This window comes from Blastococcus sp. SYSU D00813, assembly GCF_054050735.1.
Genome location: NZ_JBJGZX010000030.1, coordinates 40,928 through 57,299, shown reverse-complemented (window position 1 = coordinate 57,299; position 16,372 = coordinate 40,928). Strand labels below are relative to the sequence as shown.

The following is a 16,372-nucleotide window of genomic DNA, read 5'->3' as shown; positions in this document are numbered from 1 at the left end:
GGAGTTCGCCGTCCTGGAGTCGCTGGACAACGGCAAGCCGATCCGGGAGTCCCGGGGGGTCGCCGTCCCCCGGGCCGCCGCGCCGGCCGCAACGGATCCACAGGAGGGAGGGACACCCATGGCACGACTCCGGGAGGAGCGCGGCGCCAGCGCCGTCGAGTTCGCGCTGGTCCTGCCGCTGCTGGTGCTGGTGGTGCTCGGCATCGTCGAGTTCGGCCGCGGCTTCCAGGTCTCGGGCACGCTCTCGGCCGCCGCCCGCGAGGGCGTGCGGGTGATGGCGCTGCAGAACGACCCCGCCGCCGCCCGCGCCGCCGTCCGCTCCGCCGCCTCCTCGCTGGACCCGGCGCTCACGAACGCCCAGATCACCATCACGCCCGCCACCTGCCCCACGGGGGCCGGCACGACGACGGTGCGGCTCACCATCGACTACGACCTGCCGCTGATGACCGGCCTGTTCGGCGCCACGGTCGACCTCTCCGGCACCGGGGTCATGCGATGCGGCGGCTGACCGCCCGGCTGCGCCGCCTGCCGGCCGGCGACGAGCGCGGCGCCGCGGCCGTCCTGGTCTCCCTCCTGCTGGTGCCCATCATGGGCTTCGCCGCCATCGCCGTGGACGTCGGCGCCGTCTACGCCGAGCGGGCCCGCCTGCAGGTGGCCGCCGACGCCGCCGCCCTCGCCGTCGCCCAGGACTGCGCCCGGGGCGCGTGCGGGGACATGCAGGCGACGGCCGACGCCCTCGTCGCGGCCAACGACGCGGGCGCCGACGCCGCCCCGCCGGTGCTGACCAGCAACCCGACCAGCGTCACGGTGACCGGCAACCGGCCGACCGAGCACTGGTTCGCGCCGGTGCTCGGCTACGACGCCACCCAGGTCACCGCCAGCGCGACCGTCACGTGGGGCGCGCCGAACGCCGGGACGGCGCGGCTGCCGTTGACCTTCTCCTGGTGCGAGTTCGCCCAGCAGACCGGGGGAGGCCTGCCCTCGGGGACGACGGTGCGGACCATCCGGCTGACCAAGACCTCGGGCACCGTCGACTGCACCGGGCCCTCGCGCAACATCGTCCCGGGCGGCTTCGGCTACCTGGTGACCGACCCGGGCCACTGCCGCGCCACCAGCGCGGTCAACGGCAGGTCCTACTCCTCGACGGGCAACACCCCGTCGTCGGACTGCGCGCCGGCGGACTTCTCGGCGCTCGTGGGGCGCACGGTGCTGCTGCCGATCTTCGACGAGTTCGGCGGCACGGGCAGCAACGCCTGGTACCACGTCTACGGCTACGCGGCCTTCCGCATCACCGGCTACTTCCTCGGCGGCCAGTTCGGCACCACGCCGCGCCCGTGCAGCGGCAACGACCGGTGCATCTCCGGCTACTTCACCCGCTGGGTGGAGCTCTCCGACGACTTCACGACCTCCCCGACCGCGCCCGACCTGGGCGCGGAGATCCTCCGCCTCATCCGATAGGTGTCCTGAGTGAGACGACTGCTGGCCGCCCTGGCCGCCCTGCTGCTCGCCGCCGTCGGTGCGGTGGTGCTCGTCGCGTACGTCCGCGACGCCGACGAGCGCGCCCTCGAGGGTGTGGAGTCCGTCGAGGTGCTCGTCGTGGACCAGCCGGTCCCGGCCGGCACGCCGGGCGACGAGCTCGACGACCTCGTGCGCACCACGCTGGTGCCGGCCAAGACCGCCGTCGACGGGCGGGTCACCGACCTGGCCCAGCTGCGCGGACAGGTCGCCGAGGTCGACCTGCAGCCGGGCGAGCAGCTGCTCGCGTCCCGGTTCGTCGACCCCGAGCAGCTGGCGACGCCGGGCACCGTCCCCGTCCCCGAGGGCATGCAGGAGGTCAGCGTGCTGCTCGAGCCCCAGCGGGTGGTCGGCGGCCGCCTCCTCGCCGGCGACACCGTCGGCGTCTTCCTCTCGCTGCGGTTCCAGGACGGCACGGTGACCACGCACGCCGTGCAGCACTTCGTCCTGGTCACCCGCGTGCAGGGGGCGACGACCGCGGGCGAGGAGGGGACCCAGGCGGCGTCCGGCGGGGCCGACCCCGGCGGGGCCACCGCGCTCATGGTGACCCTCGCGGTGGTCGCCCGGGACGCCGAGCAGATCGTCTTCGGCCAGGAGCACGGCACCCTGTGGCTCTCGCTCGAGCCGGAGGGCGCCGACGTCGGCGGCACCCAGGTGCTGACCCAGGGCAACGTCTACGGCGAGCCGGTGGCGCCCCGATGAGCCGCGTCGTGCTCGCCGCCGCCGACCCGGAGCTCGCCGCCCGGGTCCGTGCCGCCGCCGACGGCGACGTGCACGAGCTGCCGCCCGGCCGGCTCCCCGCCGACCCCGCGCGGCTGTTCGAGCAGCTGGTCGACGGCGAGCTGCCCGAGGTGCTGGTCGTCGGCCCGGACGCCCCTGCCGTCGAGGTCCTCGGCCTGGCCCAGCGGCTCGACGTCCAGTGCCCCGGCATCAGCGTCGTCCTGGTCGCCGACCCCGGACCGGAGCTGTGGCAGGCCGCCATGCGGGCCGGCATCCGCGACCTGGTGTCGCCCGCGGCCGGCCCGGCCGAGCTGCGGACGGCGATCGACCGGGCCGGGGCGGCGGCGACCGGACGCCGCCGCGTGCTGCGCCCGGTCGAGGAGACCGCCCGCTACACCGGGCGGGTGCTGACCGTCGCCTCGCCCAAGGGCGGCGTCGGCAAGACCACCGTCGCCACCAACCTGGCCGTCGGGCTCACCGCGGCGGCGCCGCAGTCGACCGTGCTGGTCGACCTCGACGTCCAGTTCGGCGACGTGGCCTACGCCCTCGGCCTGACGCCGGACCACACGCTGCCCGACGCCGTCCACGGCCCGGCCAGCGAGGACACGATGGTCCTCAAGACCTTCCTCACCCAGCACCCGACCGGCCTGTACGCGGTCTGCGGCGCCGAGTCCCCGGCCGCCGGCGACCGGGTGACCGCCGACGACGTCAGCCGGCTGCTCGCCGCGCTGGCCCGCGAGTTCCGCTACGTCGTCGTCGACACCGCCCCGGGCCTGTCCGAGCAGACCCTGGCCGCGCTCGACCGCGCCACCGACGTGGTGATGCTGAGCTCGATGGACGTGCCCGGCGTCCGCGGGCTGCGCAAGGAGCTCGACGTGCTCCGCGAGCTGTGCATGATCCCGGCCGGCCGGCACGTGGTCATGAACTTCGCCGACCCGAAGAACGGGCTGTCGGTGCGCGACGTGGAGACGGCGATCGGCACCGGGGTGGACGTCGTCCTGCCCCGCTCGGCCGCCGTGCCCGTGTCCACCAACCAGGGCGTGCCGCTGCTGCAGAGCGGCGTCCGCGACCCGATGACCAAGGAGCTGCGCCGACTGGTGGCGCGCTTCGCCGCCACGCCGATCGTCCGCCCGGGCCGGTACCGGGCCAAGCACCGGGCGGCGTCGTGACCACCCGTGCGGAGTCGCTCGAGCGCGTTCCGCGCACTCGAGCGACTCCGACCGGACGGAGGGCCTCGTGAACCTCGCCGACCGCCTCTCCGCCGCGGGCCGGGGCCGGCACGCCCTGCCGGAGCCCGACGCGCCCGCCGGCGTCCCCGTCCCCGCGCCGCGGGCGGTGCCGCGCCCGCAGCCGGCCGCCCCGCCGCCGGTCGACGCCCTGGCCCGGCTCAAGGACCGCGTCGCCAAGGCGCTGTTCGAGCGGATGGGCAGCCGGATGAACGACCCGAGCCTGGCCGAGGACCAGCTGCGCGCGATCGTCCTCGGCGAGCTCGACGAGGTGGTCGAGGAGGAGCGCGTCCCGCTGTCGGCCGACGAGCGGGCCCGGCTGACCGCCGAGCTCGCCGACGACGTGCTGGGCTTCGGCCCGCTGCAGCGCCTGCTCGACGACGACACCGTCAGCGAGATCATGGTCAACGGGCCGGAGATGATCTACGTCGAGCAGGGCGGCAAGCTGGTCCGCACCGGCTCCCGGTTCACCTCCGAGGAGCACCTGCGCCGGGTCATCGACCGGATCGTCTCCCGGGTGGGACGGCGGATCGACGAGTCCTCGCCGCTGGTCGACGCCCGCCTGGCCGACGGCTCCCGCGTCAACGCGATCATCCCGCCGCTGGCCTTCAGCGGCTCGACGCTGACCATCCGCAAGTTCTCCCGGGACCCGTTCACCGTCGACGACCTGATCGGCTTCGGCACCCTCACCCCGGAGATGGCCGAGCTGCTGCACGCCTGCGTGGAGGCACGGCTCAACGTCATCGTCTCCGGCGGCACCGGCACCGGGAAGACGACGCTGCTCAACGTGCTGTCCTCGTTCATCCCCGAGGACGAGCGGATCGTCACCATCGAGGACGCCGTGGAGCTGCAGCTCCAGCAGGACCACGTGGTGCGGCTGGAGTCCCGCCCGCCCAACATCGAGGGCCGCGGCGCGGTCACCATCCGCGACCTGGTGCGCAACTCGCTGCGCATGCGGCCCGACAGGATCGTGGTCGGCGAGTGCCGCGGCGGCGAGAGCCTGGACATGCTCCAGGCGATGAACACCGGCCACGACGGGTCGCTGTCCACCGTGCACGCGAACTCCCCGCGCGACGCGGTCGCCCGCCTGGAGACGCTCGTGCTCATGGCCGGCATGGACCTGCCGCTGCGCGCCATCCGCGAGCAGATCGCCTCCGCGGTCGACGTCGTCGTCCAGCTCACCCGGCTGCGCGACGGCACCCGCCGGGTCACCCACGTCACCGAGGTGCAGGGCATGGAGGGGGAGACGGTCACCCTGCAGGACGCGTTCCTGTTCGACTACTCGGCGGGCGTCGACGCGGCCGGCCGGTTCCTCGGCCGGCCGGTGCCGACCGGCGTGCGGCCCCGCTTCTCCGACCGGTTCGCCGAGCTCGGCATCACGCTGTCCCCGCGCGTCTTCGGCGTGCCGGAGCCGGTCCGCGGCCGCGGGTGGGCGTCGTGAGCGCGGCACTGCTCGTCGTCGGGCTGGCCGCGGCCGGAGGAGCGCTCGTGCTGCTGGCGCTCGCCGTCGTCCCGGCCGGTGCGGCGCGGGTGCCGCTGTCCCGGCTGGACCCGACGGTGCCCGCGCCCGCCTCGGCGCTGGCCGGGGCCGGCCTCGCCGCCGGCGCGGCGGTGCAGCGGGCGCTGGTGCGCCGCGGGCGGATGGCCGCCGGGGTGCTCGCGCTCGAGCGGGCGGGGCTGGCCGTCCGGCTGCCCGACCTCGTGCTGCTCACCGGCCTGGCCGCGCTGGTGCTCGGGGTGCTGGGCGCCGTGGCCGGCGGGCCGCTGCTGGCGGTGCTGTTGGCCCTCGCCGCCCCGCTGGGCGTCCGGCTGTCCATCGCGCTGCGGACCAGCCGCCGGCAGTCGGCCTTCGCCGACCAGCTCGACGACTCGCTGCAGCTCATGGCCAGCAGCCTGCGCGCCGGGCACAGCCTGCTGCGCGCGGTCGACTCCGTCGCCGTCGAGGCCGCCGCGCCCACCTCGGTGGAGTTCGCCCGGATCGTCAACGAGACCCGGGTGGGCCGGGACCTGGTGGAGGCGCTGGACGAGGTCTCCGCCCGGGTGGACAGCGACGACTTCCGCTGGGTCGCCCAGGCCATCGCGATCCACCGCGAGGTCGGCGGCAACCTGGCCGAGGTGCTCGACGTCGTCGGGCACACCATCCGCGAGCGCAACGCCCTGCGCCGCCAGGTGAAGGCGCTGTCGGCGGAGGGGAAGCTGTCGGCGATCGTGCTCATGACGCTGCCCTTCGGCGTCGGCGGGTTCATCGCGCTGACCAACCCGGGGTACCTGGGCCGCTTCACCGAGTCGACCGCCGGCTACGTCATGATCGCCGTGATCGCGGTCCTGCTGACCGCCGGCGCCGTCTGGCTCAAGAAGACCGTGAGCATCAGGTTCTGATGGACACGCTGCCGATCCCCGTCCTGGCCGCCGCCGTCGCGGTCGCCCTCGCGCTGCCGCTGCTGGGCTGGTCGCTGCTCGCCCGCCCCGCGGCGGCGACGGTCGCCGCCCGGGACAACCTCGCCCGCGGCCTCGCCCCCGACGCGGCCGGGCCCGGGGGGCGCGCGCGCCCGTCGGCCGGCCGGCGGCTCGTCCGCCTCCTGACGCCGCGGAGCACGTTCGCCCGCATCGACCGGCTGCTCGGTGGCGCCGGGCGTCCCGCCGAGTGGCCGGTCGGCCGGGTGGTCGCGGCCAAGCTGGTGCTCGCGTCGATCGCCGTCGTCCTGTTCCTGGTGGTGCTGGCCGCGGGCGCGCAGCCGCTGGTCGTCGTCGTCATGCTCGTCGCCACGGTGGTGGCGTACTTCGTGCCGGAGCTGCTGCTGGTCAGCCGCGCGCAGGAGCGGCGCGAGGAGATCGCCCGCGAGCTGGCCGACACCCTCGACCAAATGACCATCGCGGTCGAGGCGGGCCTGGGCTTCGAGTCCGCGCTCGCCCGTGCCGGGCGCAACGGCCGGGGCCCGCTGGCCGAGGAGCTGGTGCGGACGCTGCAGGACATCGGCGTCGGCCGCCCGCGCCGCGACGCCTACCTCGACCTCGCGCAGCGCACCGGCGTCGACGACCTGTCGCGCTTCATCCGGGCCATCGTGCAGGCCGACGCCTACGGCGTCTCGATCGCCGACGTGCTGCGCACCCAGGCGCAGGAGATGCGGCTCAAGCGGCGGCAGCGGGCCGAGGAGAAGGCGATGCAGATCCCGGTGAAGGTCATCTTCCCGCTGATCCTGTGCATCCTCCCGACGCTGTTCATCGTCCTGCTCGGCCCCACGGCCATGGAGATGATGCGCAACTTCTGAGCGTCGGGTTCTGCACGCTCGTCGCCACCGGCCGCTGACGGCGACGAGCGTGCAGAACCCGTCGAGGAGGTGGGCCGGCGGTCAGGCCGGCGGGGTCATCGCGGCTGGGCGGGGTTGGTGGGGTCGCCCTGGGACGGCGGGTTCACCGGCGGGCCGCTGGTCGCCTCCGACACCTTCGAGCCGGTGCTCGCGGCCACCGGGTCGTCGGAGCCCGTGGCGGCCGGGTCGCCGCCGGAGGGCTGCGCGCCCTCCTGCAGTCCCTTGAGCCGGTGCTGCATCGCCGTCACCACCTGGATGCGGTTGGCGTGCCCCCGCTCGTAGGCCAGGAGCGTCTCGAGACCCGTGGCGTCCAGGGTGCGGATGCGGGAGACCAGCGTCCCCGTCTGGAGGTGGTCGTAGTCCGGGATCGGCAGCTCGTCGTGCTGGGTCATGCCGCACCCGCTACCCCTGCCCCCGCGTTCCGACACCGTGTCCGGTGCGGGTGTCGGGGCCGGGTGTGAGGCGGGGGTCGGTGGGTAGGCGGCGGTCACGACAGTTCGCGCCGCCCAGCCCCCGCGGCGCCTGCACGAGCTCGACCGAGGAGTTGCCCCACCGTCATGGACGTGTCCTTCCTGCAGCAGGTGTTCGCCGCGAGCGGGCCCTTCGCCACGGTCTGCGCCGACGTCACCCACACGACCGAGAACGCCGACACGGAGCTCGACCTCCGCGTCCGGGCCGTCGCCGAGCGGCTGACGGAGCAGGGCGCGCCCGAGGCCGTCGTCGAGGCGGTCCGCAGCCGGCTGCTGGAGGCCAACGACGGCGGCGAGGTCGCCACCCTCCGGGGCCGGGCGCTGGTCGTGGCCGCCGACGGCAGCGTCGTCCTCGACCAGGCCCTGGCCGACGCGCCGCGGACGGAGGTCGCCGAGTGGTCGCCCTACCCGGACCTCCTGCCGGTCCTGCGCCAGCTGCCCGGCCGGGTGCCGCACGTCGTCGCGATCGTCGACCGGGTCGGCGCCGACATCTCCTTCCTCGCGCTGCCCGGGCAGGTCGTCGAGGAGGAGCAGGTCGAGGGCGACAGCTTCCAGATCCGCAAGTTCCAGGGCGGCGGCTGGGCCCACCACCGGTACCAGCACAACGCCGAGAACAAGTGGATCCACAACGCCGAGCAGGTCGGGCAGACCATCAGCTCGATGGTGCGGCGGCTCTCGCCCCGCTTCGTGCTGCTGGCCGGCGACGTGCGCGCGCGGCAGATCCTCAGCGACCGGGCCAGCGAGCTGTGGAACGACCTGATCGTCTCGATGGACGAGGGCGGCCGGGCCGCCGGCGCCGACCGCGAGCCGGTCGAGCGCCGCACCGCCGAGCTCGTCGCGGAGCACGAGGCCCACGAGGAGGCCGAGACCGTCGAGAAGATCGCCTCGGCCGGCGCGCACGGGCTCGCGGTCACCGGGACGGCGTCGGTCGTCGAGGCGCTGCGCAAGGGCCAGGTCGAGACCCTCGTGCTGGCCGACCGGCCCGACGACGAGCAGCTGCTGGTCGGCGGCTCGCCGCTCGAGCTCGGCGTCAGCCAGGGCGACATCGACGCGCTGGGCAGCCAGGAGGCGCACCGGGTACCGGCCGAGCGGGCGCTGCTGGCCGCCGCCGTGGCCAGCTCGGCCGCCGTCGTCGTCGTCCCGCGGTCGGCCATGCCCGGCGACATCCCGGTGGCGGCGATCCTCCGCTACACCGACGACTCCACGCCCTCGCCGCAGTGACCGGCACACCCCCGACCCGTACCCCCCGGACCCAGGAGACCCCGTGACCGACCCGCATCAGTCCGCGACCTCGCCCGGCACCGACCAGGGCAGCATCGAGCGGCGCGCCGCCATCGCCGAGGCGCTCGGCAAGGAGGTGTGGCCCGCCGACCGCGACGCCCTGCTCGCCAAGGCGCAGGAGGGCAACGCCCCCGACCGGGTGCTGGGCGAGCTGCAGCGGCTGCCGGCCGGGCAGACGTTCGGCAACGTGCAGGAGGTCGCCGAGGCCCTGGGCCTGGGCACCGAGCAGCAGCGGTTCTGAAGGAGGACGACGTGGTCACGATGAAGGAGCCCAGCCCGGAGGCGCTGGCGAACGTCACGGAGGACAACGTCCGCACCCGCTCGCAGCTCCTCCCGGAGGAGCAGTCGGTCGGCGCCGCGGACGGCGACCGCGGGATGGCCGAGGTCGCCGCCGAGGTGATCCTCGCGGAGTCGGAGGAGCGGACGGTCAACACCGACCCCGACGACGCCCAGGGCGCCCACCGCAGCTCCGAGGAGACGGCGGACCTGCCCTGAGCGGGCCGCACGAGCACGAGGTCCAGCTGCGCTGGGGCGACGCCGACGCGTACGGGCACGTGAACCACGCCCGCGCGCTCGGCCCGCTGGAGGACGCGCGGCTGGCGATGGCCGCCGGCAGCCCCGGGACGGCGGACGGCCGCGAGCCGGACGTCATCCTGGCCCGGCTCGAGGTCGACTACCTGCGTCAGCTGCGCTACCGGCTGGGCGAGCGGCTGTGCGTCCGCAGCCGGGTGCTGCGGCTGGGCACGAAGTCGCTCACCGTCCGGCAGGAGCTGGAGCAGGACGGCGAGGTGGCGATCCGGGCCGACGCCGTCCTCGTGCTCTTCGACTTCGCCACCGACGCGAGCCGGCCGCTGACCGAGGCCGAGCGCGCGTACTGGAGCGGCTTCCAGGCGTGACGTCCTCCAGCGGGTTCGCGGAGCGCCGGGTGGCCGTCGCCGGCGACGTGACCCTGCGGGTGCGCGTCGGCGGCGAGGGCCCGCCCGTCGTCCTCCTGCACGGGCACCCCCGCACGCACACCACCTGGCACCGGGTCGCGCCGCTGCTCGCCGCGGCCGGGCACACGGTGGTCTGCCCGGACATGCGGGGCTACGGCCGGTCCACGGCGCCGCCCCCGGAGCCCGACCACCGGCAGCAGTCCAAGCGGGCGGTGGCCGGTGACGTGCTGGCGCTGATGCACGCCCTGGGCCACGAGCGCTTCGCCGTCGTCGGGCACGACCGGGGCAGCTACGTGGCGCTGCGCCTGGCGCTCGACCACCCCGCCGCGGTCAGCCACCTCGCGGTGGTCGACTGCATCCCGATCGTCGAGCACCTCGACCGTGCCGACGCGCGGTTCGCCACGGCCTGGTGGCACTGGTTCTTCCTCGCCCAGCCGGAGAAGCCCGAGCGCGCCATCGGTGCCGACCCGGTGGCCTGGTACGGGCTCGACGTCCCGGGCGCGGCGGAGGCGATGGGGGAGGAGAACCACGCCGACGTCGTCGCCGCCGTCCGGGACCCCGACACGGTGCGGGCGATGCTCGAGGACTACCGCGCCGGGCTCACCGTCGACCGCGCCCACGAGGAGGCCGACCGCGCGGCCGGCCGGCGGGTGCGCTGCCCGACCCTCGTGCTGTGGTCGGCCCGGGACGACCTCGAGGAGCTGCACGGCGACCCGCGCGCGATCTGGGCGCACTGGACCGACGACCTGCGCGGCGGCGGGCCGGTCGACAGCGGCCACCACGTCGCCGAGGAGGCGCCGGACGCCCTGGTCGCCGCGCTCGTCCCCTTCCTGGGTGACATGTGATCGCGGGGCTCGACCCGGGGTACGGCACGGGCATGCCCAAGACGACCAAGGCCGGCAAGGCGAAGAAGAGCGAGCTCCCCAGCACCCTGCAGCGCTCCGACGCCAAGGCGCAGCGGACCTTCGCCAAGGCCCACGACTCGGCGATGGACTCCTACGACGACGAGCGCCGCGCGAACCAGACCGCGTGGGCGGCGGTCAAGCACACCCACGAGAAGGTCGGCGACCACTGGCAGCCCAAGGCGGGCGGCAAGAAGGGCCCCTCCGACGCGCAGGCCGCCGGCGGCCGGGACACCGAGAAAAAGACCAAGGGCGGCGTCGACGCCAACGCCCCCAAGGCCCACCTGCTGGAGCTGGCCAAGGAGTTGGACATCTCCGGCCGCACGAAGATGAAGAAGAAGGAACTGGTCGACGCCATCCAGAAGGCGAACACCAAGGAGACGGCGAAGGCCCGCAAGAAGAAGAAGTAGGCCCGGTCAGCCGGTGGGGACCAGCAGCAGCTCCTCCTGCCGGCCACCGAGGTACTCCACGCCCGCCGCGGTGAGGACGACGCCCTCCTCCAGCCCCATCCGCACGCCCTGCCCGCCCCACTCGGGCACCGGCGCGCGGACGCACAGCTCGAGGGCGAACGCGGTGTCCGGGTGCAGGACGGCGGCGCCGGACCCCGGGACGCCGTCCTGCTCGTCCCACAGCCCGATCGCCGGCCCGGCGCCGTGCCCGTGCACCCCGATCGGGTGCGAGTACACCTCGCCCTCGATGCCCTCCGCCGCGGCCGCCGCCCGGGTCGCGGCCAGCACCTCGTCACCGGTGCGACCCGGCAGCATCTGCGCCGTGGTGAGGTCCTGCAGCCGCGTGCCCAGGGCGAACGCCCGCGCCAGCCCCGCCGGCGCGGCCGCCTCGCCCGTGCGCAGCACGTAGGCGGTCCGCTGCAGGTCACCGGACAGGCCGAGGGTCGTGGCGCCGACGTCGCAGTGCACCAGGTCGCCGGGGGCGACGGGCTCGTCGTAGGGCACGGCCGGGAGCAGGGTGCCGCGCTCGGCGGCCGGCGGCGCCCCCGCGCGCTGCAGGTCGACGACGGGGTGGAACCACGGGGCCAGGCCCAGATCGGTGAGCCGCTGCCGCAGCCACCAGGCCAGGTCGGCGGCGGTGGTCTCGCCGACCCGGAGGACGGCGGGGGAGAAGGCCTCGCCGACGACCTCCTGCAGCCGGGTGCCCAGGGCCCGCAGCACCGCCGTCTCCTCGGGCAGCCGCGTCTCCAGCCACCGGACGGCGAGCGGCTCGGCGGGGACCAGCCGGTCGGCCCACGGCCCGAGCGCCGCCAGGAGCAGGCCGTGATCGGAGTGCGAGAGCCCGTCGGCGGCCGCGAAGGCCCCGGAGACGTCGACCCCGATCGCCCGCGGCGCGGCCTGCTCGACGAACCGGCGCACCGCGGCCCACTGCGAGCACTCGTAGGGCAGGCCGGGCAGCTCGTCGTCCGACCACGCCGGCAGGAACTGGCCGACCGGGTAGCGGGAGACCGCGACCGGGGTGACCCCGTCGTCGCTGCGGTGCAGCACCAGGATCGTGCGGCGGCGTGCCGACAGCCAGGTGGCGGGCAGCAACGTGCCGAGCACCGGGTCCTCCGCGTTCTCGCGCCCGACCACCAGCCAGAGGTCGATGCCGGCGTCGTCCATCAGCCCGGGCAGCACGTCGAGCAGCCGCTCGGTCAGCCACCGGTCGCGGACGTCGGCCTGCTCCCGCAGCGGGAGCGGCACCACCCGCGTCGGGTCGGCGACCTGGAGCGATACCCCGGGTGTGCGGACGAGGACCACGCAGACAGGGAAGCAGACAACCGCCGAACGCACCTTCCGGACGGCGAGGTCCCGCAACCGGTCAGCCCGCCTGCGCCTCCGGCTCCGGGGCGGTCGTGCGGGCCGGCGCGCTGCGCGGACGCGGCGTGAGGATCGCGGCGACGCGGTCCCGGCCGGCCTGCTTGGCCTGGTACATGGCGGCGTCCGCGCCGTCGATCAGCCGCCACAGCCCGTCGGTCGCGTCCTCGCCGTCGGCCGGGCGGACCAGCGCGATGCCGATCGAGGCGGTGACCGCGTGCCCGTCGTCGGTGCGCGCGGCGGCGACCGCGGCGCGTAGCCGCTCGGCCAGCCGGTTGGCCTCGGCCGCGTCCCCGACCACGCCCAGCACGGCGAGCTCCTCGCCGCCGAGCCGGGCCAGCACGTCGGCGGGGCGGACGCTCGCCGACAGCGCCGCGGCGACGGCCCGCAGGACGGCGTCGCCGGCGGCGTGCCCGTGGGTGTCGTTGAGCTGCTTGAAGTGGTCGAGGTCGAGCACCAGGGCGACCACCCGGCTGCCCTCGCGGCGGGCCTGCCGCCAGACGCGGCCGGCCTGCTCCTCCAGGTGGCGGCGGTTGCTCAGCCCGGTGAGCGGGTCGTGCAGGGACAGCTGCTGGGTCGCCGCCAGCAGCCGCTGGACCCGCCGGCGCAGCAGGTAGACGCCGGCCGCGGCCAGGTCGAGCACCGCGGCGTTGACGCAGACCTGCACGACCAGGCCGCTGACGCTGTCGTAGTTGCCCCACAGCGCCCCGGTCAGGACCGCCGGCGTGACGACCAGGTGCAGGCCCAGCATCCAGCCGTCGAGGAACCAGGCCGCGACGAAGGCGGCCAGGAGCATCATCAGCGGTGTCGCGTAGCGAGCCGGGTCGGTGATCGACAGCGCCACCACCAGGTAGACGAGGTCACCGAGCAGGACCAGGCCGAAGACCGTCCAGCGCCCCGTGCGCTGCCCGATCGCCAGCGGCACCGCCACGGCCACCAGCAGCGCCATCGTGGCGGCGTACACCCCCCGCGGGGCGCCCTCCCGGATCACGCCGTCGACCAGCAGGTTGACCGAGCCCATCAGGGCCCCGCTGAGCAGCAGCACCGCGATGGTCAGGGCCGCTATCCGGGTGTCGGCACGCGCCGGCCCCGCTGTGGTCGTCGACGCCCCCGCGCCCCGTCGTCCTCGCACCGGTGCAGGATGCCGCACGGCTCCGACGGATCGGGACGCCGCCGTCGCCGGGGACGCACGACCGGGTGGGCAGGACACCTGACCGGGGGCCAGGCTGGAGGGGTGACGCACCTGGACCCCGCCCTCGTCGACGTCCGCACCCTCGCCGACCACCCGCTGCGGGAGGCCGGCTCGTCGGCCCTGCGCATGGTCGCGCCCGGCAAGGTCACCGCCGGCCGCTTCGGGCTGGTGGAGTACCGGCTGGCCCCGCACAGCCGCGGCGCCGACCCGCACTACCACCAGACGTTCTCCGAGTCCTTCTACGTCGTCTCCGGCGAGCTCACGCTCTTCGCCGGCGACCGGTGGCAGGCGTGCCGGGCGGGGGACTTCGCGCTGGCCCACGAGCGCGGCGTGCACGGCTTCCGCAACGACTCCGACGAGCCGGCGACCTTCCTGATCCTGTTCACGCCGGGCATCGCCCGGGAGGCCTTCTTCGCCGAGATGGCCGAGTTGCGCCGCAGCGGGCGGACGCCGAGCCCGGAGGAGATGACCGCCTTCTACGCCCGGCACGACCAGGTCATGGTCGATGTCTGAGCCGCAGGCCTACCTGCTCAACGACCGGGTGACCGTGGTCGTGGAGGCCACGGACGACGGCCCCCGCTACGTGCTGCGCGACACCGCCGCCCACCGGGCGGAGATGGCGGCGGCGTTCGGGCCGGACTCCGAGGAGGCCACCGAGCCCGACGAGTCGGTCGAGCTGACCGAGGACCTGCAGGTGCGCCTCGGCATCGGCCTGGTGTCGCTGTGGGACTACACGGGGAACCGTCCCGGGCCGGTGGAGGACCGGCGCGGGAAGGGCTGAGGTCCTACGGTCCGTTGCAGGGGGTGCTCCCGCTCCGGGGAGCCGTCGAGATGGAGGTGTCCGTGGCCGAGGGTCCGTGGTTCTACTGCCTCAAGCACCACACCGTGGAGGACCGCGACGGCTGCGCCGAGCGGCACCGGCTCGGGCCGTACGCGACCCGCCAGGAGGCCGAGCACGCGCTGCAGTCGGTCGCCGAGCGGGAGGAGAAGCTCTCCCGGGAGGACCGCGCCTGGGAGGGCGACTGAACGACCCCTCACCGCCCCCGGCATGATCGGCCGGGGGCGCCGGAGGGTCCGGGGTCGCGAGGAGGCACCGTGTCGGACGGACGCGCCGTGGAGGAACTGGTCGTCGGGGTGCTCGGGGGCACCGGACCGCAGGGGCGGGGCCTGGCCGTGCGGCTGGCCGCCGCCGGGCAGCGGGTGCTGCTCGGCTCGCGGGACGGCGACCGCGCCGCGGAGGTCGCCACCCAGGTCGCCGAGCGCGCGTCGACCGCCGGCGGGCTGGAGGCCTCGGTGCGGGGCGGCGGGAACGCCGACGTCGCCGGCGCCGCGGACCTGGTGATCGTCGCCGTGCCGTTCGCCGGGCACGCCGCGACGCTGGCGGAACTGGCCGAGCCGCTGGCGGGCAAGGTCGTCGTCGACTGCGTGGTGCCGATGGGCTTCGACGAGCTCGGCGCCTACGTGCTCGAGGTGCCGGAGGGTTCCGTGGCCCAGCAGGCGGCCGGGCTGCTGCCCGACTCGCACGTGGTCGGGGCGTTCCACCACCTCTCCGCCGTCCTGCTCGAGGACCTCTCGAAGCCCACCCTCGACGGCGACGTGATGGTGGTCGGCGACGACCGCGCCTCCACCGACCTGGTGCAGGCGCTGGCCGGCCGGCTGCCGGGCATGCGCGGCATCTACGCCGGCCGGCTGCGCAACGCGTTCCAGGTCGAGGCCCTGACGATCAACCTCGTGTCGGTCAACCGCCGCTACAAGGCGCACGCCGGCGTCCGCATCACCGACGTCTGACCCGTCCGCCCGCGCGACCGCCGCGCCGCCGCGCCGGGCACTCTGCGGGCGACGTCCGCACTCCGCCGGTGTGATCCCGCCGGCAGAGTGCGGAGACCACCGGCACAGTGGCCGTCCACACGCTGCGCGGCCGTCCCCCGTCGGCGCCGTGGCGCCCCCTCGCCACGGAGCGCGGGCGATGGTCGGGCCATGGAGACCTGGGAGCCGTCCGAGCTCGTCCTGCGCCGCGCCGCCCTCGCCGAGGGCTGGTCGGACGAGGAGCTGGACAGGCGCATCCGTCGCGGTGAGCTGACGCGGCTCCGTCCTGGTGCGTACGTCCCGCCCGACGTCGCCCGGGACGCCGGACGACGGCACCGCCGGCTGGTCGACGCCACTCTCGCAGCACTCCGCCGGCCGGCCGTGGTGAGCCACCAGTCCGCGGCCGTCGTCCACGGCCTGCCGCTGTGGGGTGTCCCGCTGGGCCGGGTGCACGTCACCCGCATCCCGCCGGCGACGGCGGAGGTCGGCCGTGCCCTGCACTGCCACGTCGCCCGGTTGCGCGAGGACGACGTCGTGGTCGTGGACGGCGTGGCCGTGACCGGCGTCGTGCGCACCGTCCTCGACCTGGCCCGCACCCTCCCGTTCGAGGCGGCGGTCGTGACTCTCGACGCGGCACTGCACCGCCGTCGGCTCGACCCGGTGCGGCTGGCGGAGGGGCTGGCCGAGCTGGGCCGGGTGCCCGGGGTCCGGTCCGCCACGCGCGCCGTCCGGTTCGCCGACGGCCGCAGCGAGAGCGTCGGCGAGAGCCGCAGCCGGGTGCTCCTGCACCACCTCGGGATGATGCCGTCGACGATCCAGTACGAGGTGTCCGACGCCGCGGGCACCAGCCTGGGCCGCGCGGACTTCGCGTGGGAGGACGAGCGGGTGGTCGGGGAGTTCGACGGCCGCGTCAAGTACGGCGGGTTGCTCCGGCCCGGTCAGGACCCCGGCGACGCCGTCTTCGACGAGAAGCTCCGCGAGGACGCCATCCGCGACCGGGACCTGGGCGTCGTCCGCTGGATCTGGCGCGAGCTGACCCCGCAGGTCCTCGGCCCGCGCGTCCACCGCGCCCTGGAACGAGGTCGTCGCCGCCGCGCCTGACACGGGACTCTGCCGGCGTGTCCGGACGTTGCGGGTCCGATCCCGCCGGCAACGTCCCGAGACCGCCCGCAGAGTGGGGGCGGGCGGGCGCCGCAGAGTGGGGCCGGG

21 protein-coding genes are annotated in these 16,372 nt (G+C 75.4%); 18 read left to right on the top strand and 3 right to left on the bottom strand.

From position 1 onward, the window contains the following. Nucleotides 1-118: 118 nt before the first annotated feature. The 7 genes from ACI8AX_RS18035 to ACI8AX_RS18005 all read left to right on the top strand — a co-directional run bounded on the left by ACI8AX_RS18035 (nt 119) and on the right by ACI8AX_RS18005 (nt 6,730). On the top strand, nt 119-508 hold the full coding sequence (locus tag ACI8AX_RS18035) for a TadE/TadG family type IV pilus assembly protein (protein ID WP_456551223.1): 390 nt from the start codon (nt 119-121) through the stop codon (nt 506-508). Beyond that, nucleotides 496-1,458 (top strand): pilus assembly protein TadG-related protein, encoded by a 963-nt coding sequence (locus ACI8AX_RS18030; RefSeq protein WP_456551222.1) that lies wholly within the window; start codon nt 496-498, stop codon nt 1,456-1,458. Before ACI8AX_RS18035 ends, ACI8AX_RS18030 begins: the two co-directional genes overlap by 13 nt. A gap of 9 nt (nt 1,459-1,467) precedes the next feature. Beyond that, nucleotides 1,468-2,217, top strand: coding sequence for a Flp pilus assembly protein CpaB (gene cpaB, locus ACI8AX_RS18025; protein WP_456551221.1), 750 nt, complete (start codon nt 1,468-1,470; stop codon nt 2,215-2,217). Then, a complete protein-coding gene (locus ACI8AX_RS18020) occupies nt 2,214-3,404 on the top strand; it encodes an AAA family ATPase (RefSeq protein ID WP_456551220.1) in 1,191 nt (396 codons plus the stop codon). Before cpaB ends, ACI8AX_RS18020 begins: the two co-directional genes overlap by 4 nt. Before the next feature lie 67 nt (nt 3,405-3,471). Then, on the top strand, nt 3,472-4,902 hold the full coding sequence (locus ACI8AX_RS18015; protein ID WP_456551219.1) for a CpaF family protein: 1,431 nt from the start codon (nt 3,472-3,474) through the stop codon (nt 4,900-4,902). After that, entirely contained in the window at nt 4,899-5,840 is a 942-nt protein-coding gene (locus ACI8AX_RS18010) for a type II secretion system F family protein (protein ID WP_456551218.1), read from the top strand. The genes ACI8AX_RS18015 and ACI8AX_RS18010 overlap by 4 nt, the downstream gene beginning before the upstream one ends. After that, nucleotides 5,840-6,730, top strand: a complete 891-nt coding sequence (locus ACI8AX_RS18005) for a type II secretion system F family protein (RefSeq protein ID WP_456551217.1) — start codon at nt 5,840-5,842, stop codon at nt 6,728-6,730. Before ACI8AX_RS18010 ends, ACI8AX_RS18005 begins: the two co-directional genes overlap by 1 nt. A gap of 95 nt (nt 6,731-6,825) precedes the next feature. Here the strand turns inward: ACI8AX_RS18005 and ACI8AX_RS18000 are convergent, their stop codons facing one another. After that, the gene (locus ACI8AX_RS18000; RefSeq protein ID WP_456551216.1) at nt 6,826-7,161 is read right to left on the bottom strand and encodes a hypothetical protein; all 336 of its coding nucleotides are present in this window, start codon (nt 7,159-7,161) and stop codon (nt 6,826-6,828) included. A gap of 165 nt (nt 7,162-7,326) precedes the next feature. On the opposite strand from ACI8AX_RS18000, the gene ACI8AX_RS17995 reads away from it, so the two are divergent. The 6 genes from ACI8AX_RS17995 to ACI8AX_RS17970 are packed head-to-tail and all read left to right on the top strand — an operon-like array spanning nt 7,327 to nt 10,767. Then, nucleotides 7,327-8,460 (top strand): baeRF2 domain-containing protein, encoded by a 1,134-nt coding sequence (locus ACI8AX_RS17995; RefSeq protein ID WP_456551215.1) that lies wholly within the window; start codon nt 7,327-7,329, stop codon nt 8,458-8,460. A gap of 43 nt (nt 8,461-8,503) precedes the next feature. Further along, nucleotides 8,504-8,761 (top strand): DUF2795 domain-containing protein, encoded by a 258-nt coding sequence (locus tag ACI8AX_RS17990; protein WP_456551214.1) that lies wholly within the window; start codon nt 8,504-8,506, stop codon nt 8,759-8,761. Between the two features lie 20 nt (nt 8,762-8,781). After that, nucleotides 8,782-9,015, top strand: coding sequence for a hypothetical protein (locus tag ACI8AX_RS17985; protein WP_456551225.1), 234 nt, complete (start codon nt 8,782-8,784; stop codon nt 9,013-9,015). Continuing rightward, nucleotides 9,012-9,416 (top strand): acyl-CoA thioesterase, encoded by a 405-nt coding sequence (locus tag ACI8AX_RS17980; RefSeq protein WP_456551224.1) that lies wholly within the window; start codon nt 9,012-9,014, stop codon nt 9,414-9,416. Before ACI8AX_RS17985 ends, ACI8AX_RS17980 begins: the two co-directional genes overlap by 4 nt. Next, complete coding sequence (locus ACI8AX_RS17975; RefSeq protein ID WP_456551213.1) at nt 9,413-10,300, top strand: alpha/beta fold hydrolase; 888 nt, start codon at nt 9,413-9,415, stop codon at nt 10,298-10,300. Before ACI8AX_RS17980 ends, ACI8AX_RS17975 begins: the two co-directional genes overlap by 4 nt. Before the next feature lie 32 nt (nt 10,301-10,332). Then, entirely contained in the window at nt 10,333-10,767 is a 435-nt protein-coding gene (locus ACI8AX_RS17970; RefSeq protein WP_456551212.1) for a ChaB family protein, read from the top strand. Between the two features lie 6 nt (nt 10,768-10,773). Here the strand turns inward: ACI8AX_RS17970 and ACI8AX_RS17965 are convergent, their stop codons facing one another. Both ACI8AX_RS17965 and ACI8AX_RS17960 read right to left on the bottom strand, forming a co-directional pair. After that, the gene (locus ACI8AX_RS17965) at nt 10,774-12,108 is read right to left on the bottom strand and encodes a M24 family metallopeptidase (RefSeq protein ID WP_456551211.1); all 1,335 of its coding nucleotides are present in this window, start codon (nt 12,106-12,108) and stop codon (nt 10,774-10,776) included. Nucleotides 12,109-12,169: 61 nt separating this feature from the next. Continuing rightward, on the bottom strand, nt 12,170-13,297 hold the full coding sequence (locus ACI8AX_RS17960; protein WP_456551210.1) for a diguanylate cyclase domain-containing protein: 1,128 nt from the start codon (nt 13,295-13,297) through the stop codon (nt 12,170-12,172). 102 nt (nt 13,298-13,399) lie between these two features. Here ACI8AX_RS17960 and ACI8AX_RS17955 point away from each other — a divergent pair, with 102 nt between their 5' ends. The 5 genes from ACI8AX_RS17955 to ACI8AX_RS17935 all read left to right on the top strand — a co-directional run bounded on the left by ACI8AX_RS17955 (nt 13,400) and on the right by ACI8AX_RS17935 (nt 16,264). Further along, nucleotides 13,400-13,870, top strand: a complete 471-nt coding sequence (locus ACI8AX_RS17955; protein WP_456551209.1) for a cupin domain-containing protein — start codon at nt 13,400-13,402, stop codon at nt 13,868-13,870. Further along, nucleotides 13,863-14,138, top strand: a complete 276-nt coding sequence (locus ACI8AX_RS17950) for a hypothetical protein (RefSeq protein ID WP_456551208.1) — start codon at nt 13,863-13,865, stop codon at nt 14,136-14,138. Before ACI8AX_RS17955 ends, ACI8AX_RS17950 begins: the two co-directional genes overlap by 8 nt. A 62-nt stretch (nt 14,139-14,200) precedes the next feature. Next, complete coding sequence (locus tag ACI8AX_RS17945) at nt 14,201-14,383, top strand: hypothetical protein (RefSeq protein WP_456551207.1); 183 nt, start codon at nt 14,201-14,203, stop codon at nt 14,381-14,383. Nucleotides 14,384-14,452: 69 nt separating this feature from the next. Then, a complete protein-coding gene (npdG, locus tag ACI8AX_RS17940) occupies nt 14,453-15,145 on the top strand; it encodes an NADPH-dependent F420 reductase (protein ID WP_456551206.1) in 693 nt (230 codons plus the stop codon). A gap of 189 nt (nt 15,146-15,334) precedes the next feature. Beyond that, nucleotides 15,335-16,264: a type IV toxin-antitoxin system AbiEi family antitoxin domain-containing protein gene (locus tag ACI8AX_RS17935; protein WP_456551205.1), complete on the top strand. Its 930-nt coding sequence runs from the start codon at nt 15,335-15,337 to the stop codon at nt 16,262-16,264. The last annotated feature ends 108 nt before the right edge of the window (nt 16,265-16,372 follow it).

Bases quoted from the DNA above. Each gene is read 5' to 3' on its own strand.
- ACI8AX_RS18030 (WP_456551222.1), top strand. From the start codon at position 496: ATGCGGCGGCTGACCGCCCGGCTGCGCCGCCTGCCGGCCGGCGACGAG.
- ACI8AX_RS17950 (WP_456551208.1), top strand. From the start codon at position 13,863: ATGTCTGAGCCGCAGGCCTACCTGCTCAACGACCGGGTGACCGTGGTC.
- ACI8AX_RS18000 (WP_456551216.1), bottom strand. From the start codon at position 7,161: ATGACCCAGCACGACGAGCTGCCGATCCCGGACTACGACCACCTCCAG.
- ACI8AX_RS18020 (WP_456551220.1), top strand. From the start codon at position 2,214: ATGAGCCGCGTCGTGCTCGCCGCCGCCGACCCGGAGCTCGCCGCCCGG.
- ACI8AX_RS17995 (WP_456551215.1), top strand. From the start codon at position 7,327: ATGGACGTGTCCTTCCTGCAGCAGGTGTTCGCCGCGAGCGGGCCCTTC.
- ACI8AX_RS17935 (WP_456551205.1), top strand. From the start codon at position 15,335: ATGGAGACCTGGGAGCCGTCCGAGCTCGTCCTGCGCCGCGCCGCCCTC.
- ACI8AX_RS17985 (WP_456551225.1), top strand. From the start codon at position 8,782: ATGAAGGAGCCCAGCCCGGAGGCGCTGGCGAACGTCACGGAGGACAAC.
- ACI8AX_RS18005 (WP_456551217.1), top strand. From the start codon at position 5,840: ATGGACACGCTGCCGATCCCCGTCCTGGCCGCCGCCGTCGCGGTCGCC.
- ACI8AX_RS17970 (WP_456551212.1), top strand. From the start codon at position 10,333: ATGCCCAAGACGACCAAGGCCGGCAAGGCGAAGAAGAGCGAGCTCCCC.
- ACI8AX_RS18035 (WP_456551223.1), top strand. From the start codon at position 119: ATGGCACGACTCCGGGAGGAGCGCGGCGCCAGCGCCGTCGAGTTCGCG.